3 protein-coding genes are annotated in these 3712 nt (G+C 71.1%); 2 read left to right on the forward strand and 1 reads right to left on the reverse strand.

From position 1 onward, the window contains the following. Positions 1-1169: glucose-6-phosphate dehydrogenase (gene zwf, locus G7A99_RS16710; RefSeq protein WP_163142240.1), on the reverse strand; the 1169-nt coding region annotated here is incomplete at its 3' end. 203 nt (positions 1170-1372) lie between these two features. Between zwf and edd the strand changes: the two genes are divergently transcribed. After that, positions 1373-3211 (forward strand): phosphogluconate dehydratase, encoded by a 1839-nt coding sequence (gene edd / locus G7A99_RS16715; protein ID WP_342662983.1) that lies wholly within the window; start codon positions 1373-1375, stop codon positions 3209-3211. 1 nt (position 3212) lies between these two features. Then, on the forward strand, positions 3213-3712 hold a 500-nt coding region (eda, locus tag G7A99_RS16720), incomplete at its 3' end, for a bifunctional 4-hydroxy-2-oxoglutarate aldolase/2-dehydro-3-deoxy-phosphogluconate aldolase (protein ID WP_240466318.1).

Below are 3712 nucleotides of genomic sequence, written 5' to 3' on the forward strand. Positions count from 1 at the left end.
CGGGACTTGGCCATGAGGTAGAGGCGCACGCCCTCGTCGGGCTGGAGCCGGATCACCAGGCGGTTGGGCTGGGGGCCGGCGCCCATGCCCTCGAACAGGTTGTGGGGTACGCCGCGGAAGTTCACCACGATCTCCGCGAGGCGCTGCTGCAGGCGCTTGCCCGTGCGCAGGTGGAACGGCACTCCGGACCAGCGCCAGCTCGCCAGCCCCGCCCGCACTGCGACAAAGGTCTCCGTGGTGCTGGTGGCGGGGATGCCGGACTCCTCGCGGTAGCCGGGCACGGGCCGGCCGTCGACGGCGCCGGCGCGGTATTGCCCGCGCACGGTGTTGCGCAGGGCGTCCGCGCCGTGCAACGGCTCCAGAGCGCGCAGGACCTTGAGCTTTTCGTCGCGCACGGCGTCCGCCTCGAGGCTGACCGGCGGCTCCATGGCGACAATGCACAGCAGCTGCAGCAGGTGGTTCTGGACCATGTCCCGCAGCGCGCCGGTGCGGTCGTAGAAGGCGCCGCGGCCCGCGACGCCGCCGTCCTCGGCGACGGTGATCTGCACGTCGCTGATCCACTCCCGCCGCCACAGCGGCTCGAAGAGCATGTTGCCGAAGCGCAGGGCCATCAGGTTCTGAACCGTCTCCTTCCCCAGGTAGTGGTCGATGCGGTAGATCTGGGATTCGGAGAAGATCGCGCCGATGCGCTCGGAGATCGCCGTGGCGGAGGCGAGGTCGTGCCCCAGGGGCTTCTCCAGTACCACCCGCGAGGCCGGTGTGACCAGGTCCCTGGCGGCGAGGTTGTCGCAGATGTCGACGAACAGCGCCGGACTGGTCGCGAGGTAGAACACGCGGGTGCGCCCGGGGTGCGGCGCGAGCCATTCCGCAAGGGTGACGTAGTCTCCCGGGCTGCCGGCATCGACCTGACGGAAGTCGAGCAGCTCGGTGAAACGCCGCCACTGGTGCACGTCGAACTCCTCCGCGGGCACGAACTCGCGGCACTGGGCCTCCGCCTGCTGGAGGAAGCCGTCGCGGTCGAGGGCGGTGCGGGAGAGCGCGAGAACGCGGCCGTTGTCCGGGAGGTCGCCGTCGCGGTGGCGCTGGTAGAGCGCCGGGACGAGCTTGCGCATCGCGAGGTCGCCGGTACCCCCGAAGATGATCAGGTCGAATGGCTCGACAGTGGCCAAGGTGCGTCCCCTCCGTCGGGATGGTCGGGATCGTCCGAGATGGTGTGTAGTAAAATTACATAAATGACGCGACAATCCAAGCACTCTCTGGTCGGTCACGCGGTATCGGGCGCCTTTTTTGACGCTGGAAGGTAGAGGGGCTACCGTTGTTGTAGTTTTCTTACATAACCATGACCGTTCCCCGGAGCCCGTCCATGACAGACATCCATCCCGTGCTCGCCGAGGTGTGCGAGCGCATCCGCGAGCGCAGCCGTGAACGCCGCCGCGACTACCTGGCCGGCATCGATGCGGCGGGCCGCGAGGGGCCCGTCCGCGCGGGCCTGTCGTGCACGAATCTCGCCCACGCCTTCGCTGCTGCCGGCGACTCCGACAAGGCGGCGCTGCGCGGTCTGCAGCGGCCGAACGTCGCCATTGTCTCGGCCTACAACGACATGCTGAGCGCCCACCAGCCGCTGGGGGACTTCCCGCCGCTGATACGGCAGGCGGCGCGGGACGCCGGCGCAACCGCGCAGTTCGCCGGCGGCGTGCCGGCGATGTGCGACGGCATCACCCAGGGCCAGCCCGGCATGGAGCTGTCGCTGTTCAGTCGCGATACCATCGCCATGGCCACGGCGATCGCGCTGTCTCACAACGCCTTCGATGCGGGGCTCTGCCTAGGGGTGTGCGACAAGATCGTGCCCGGACTGCTGATCGGGGCGCTTCACTTCGGTCACCTGCCTTTCGTGTTCGTCCCCGCCGGGCCGATGCCGTCGGGACTGCCGAACGCCGAGAAGTCCCGCATCCGCCAGCTCTACGCCGAGGGCCGGGTGGACCGCGCGGCGCTGCTCGAGGCGGAGTCGCAGTCCTATCACGCCCCGGGCACCTGCACCTTCTACGGCACGGCGAACAGCAACCAGCTGCTCATGGAGGTCATGGGGCTGCACCTGCCCGGTGCCGCGTTCGTGAACCCGGGCACGCCGCTGCGCGACGCGCTTACCATCGCCGCCACCCGTCGCGTGGTCGAGCTGCGTCACGGGGGCGAGGAATACACACCGGTCGGGCGAGTGGTCTGCGAGGAGGCCATCGTCAACGCGGTGGTCGGTCTGCTCGCCACCGGCGGCTCAACCAATCACACCATCCACCTGCCGGCCATCGCCCGCGCTGCGGGCATCGAGCTCACCTGGGATGACTTCGCAGAGCTCTCCCGGGTGGTGCCGCTGCTCGCGCGGATCTACCCCAGCGGCAAGGCGGACGTGAATCACTTCCACGCCGCCGGCGGCATGGCCTACCTCATCGACCAGCTCCTGGACGCCGGGCTGCTGTTTCCGGACGTCATGACCGTGGCCGGCTCCGAGGGGCTGAGCCACTACCGCCGGGAGCCGTACCTGGCCGAGGGCGGCGTCGCCTGGCGGGAGCCCGCGGCGGAGAGCCTGGATTCCTCGGTGCTGCGCGGCTGTGACGCGCCGTTCGACAGGGAAGGCGGGCTGCGACTGCTCACGGGCAATCTCGGCCGCGCGGTGATCAAGGTCTCCGCGGTGGAGCGGGAGCGCTGGTGCGTGGAGGCGCCGGCGCGGGTGTTCGAGAGCCAGGAGGCGCTGCTGGAGGCGTTCTCCCGCGACGAGCTCAATGAGGACATGGTGGCGGTGGTGCGCTTCCAGGGTCCCGGCGCCAACGGCATGCCGGAGCTGCACAAGCTCACGCCACAGCTCGGCGTCCTCCAGGACCGCGGCTACCGCGTGGCGCTGGTGACCGACGGGCGCATGTCCGGTGCCTCCGGCCGGGTGCCGGCGGCGATCCACCTCACCCCGGAATCCACGGCCGGTGGTGCGCTCGCGCGGGTGCGCGACGGCGACCGCATCCGCCTCGACGCCGGCGCCGGGACCCTGGAGGCCCTGGTCGATGCCGACGAGTGGGCGGCGCGGGCGCCGGCGGTCGCGCCGGACGCGGGCGGCCGGGGTATGGGCCGCGAGCTCTTCCAGCTCTTCCGTGCCAACGCCACGCCGGCGGAGGCCGGCGCGCGGGTGTTCGGTCTCGACGGCACGGCGCAGCACGGGGGTGGCTGAGATGACGGGAATGGAGGGGATTGTCTCCCGGGTGAACGTGATCCCGGTGCTTGCCGTCGACGGCGTCGACTCGGCGGTGGAGACGGTACGCGCCCTGGTGGCGGGGGGGCTGCCGGTGGTGGAGATCACCCTGCGCACGCCGGCGGCACCCGCGGCGATCCGTGCCGCGGCCGGGCTGCCCGGTGCCGTGGTCGGGGCGGGTACGGTGCTGACCGGTGCGGACCTGCAGGGCGCCGTCGATGCCGGCGCGGCGTTCGCCGTCAGCCCCGGGGCGACGCCGTCGCTGCTCACCGCGGCGCGTCATAACGGCGTGCCGTTCATGCCCGGTGTGGCCACGCCCTCGGAGGTGCAGGGTGCGCTCGAGGCGGGCTTCACCCACCTGAAGTTCTTCCCCGCCGGGGTGGCGGGCGGCGTCGCCATGCTACGCGCACTCGCGGGCCCCTTCGCCGACGTGCGTTTCTGCCCCACGGGCGGGATCGACCCCGCCTCCGCGCCGGACTA

It is taken from the genome of Arhodomonas sp. KWT (genome assembly GCF_010993615.1).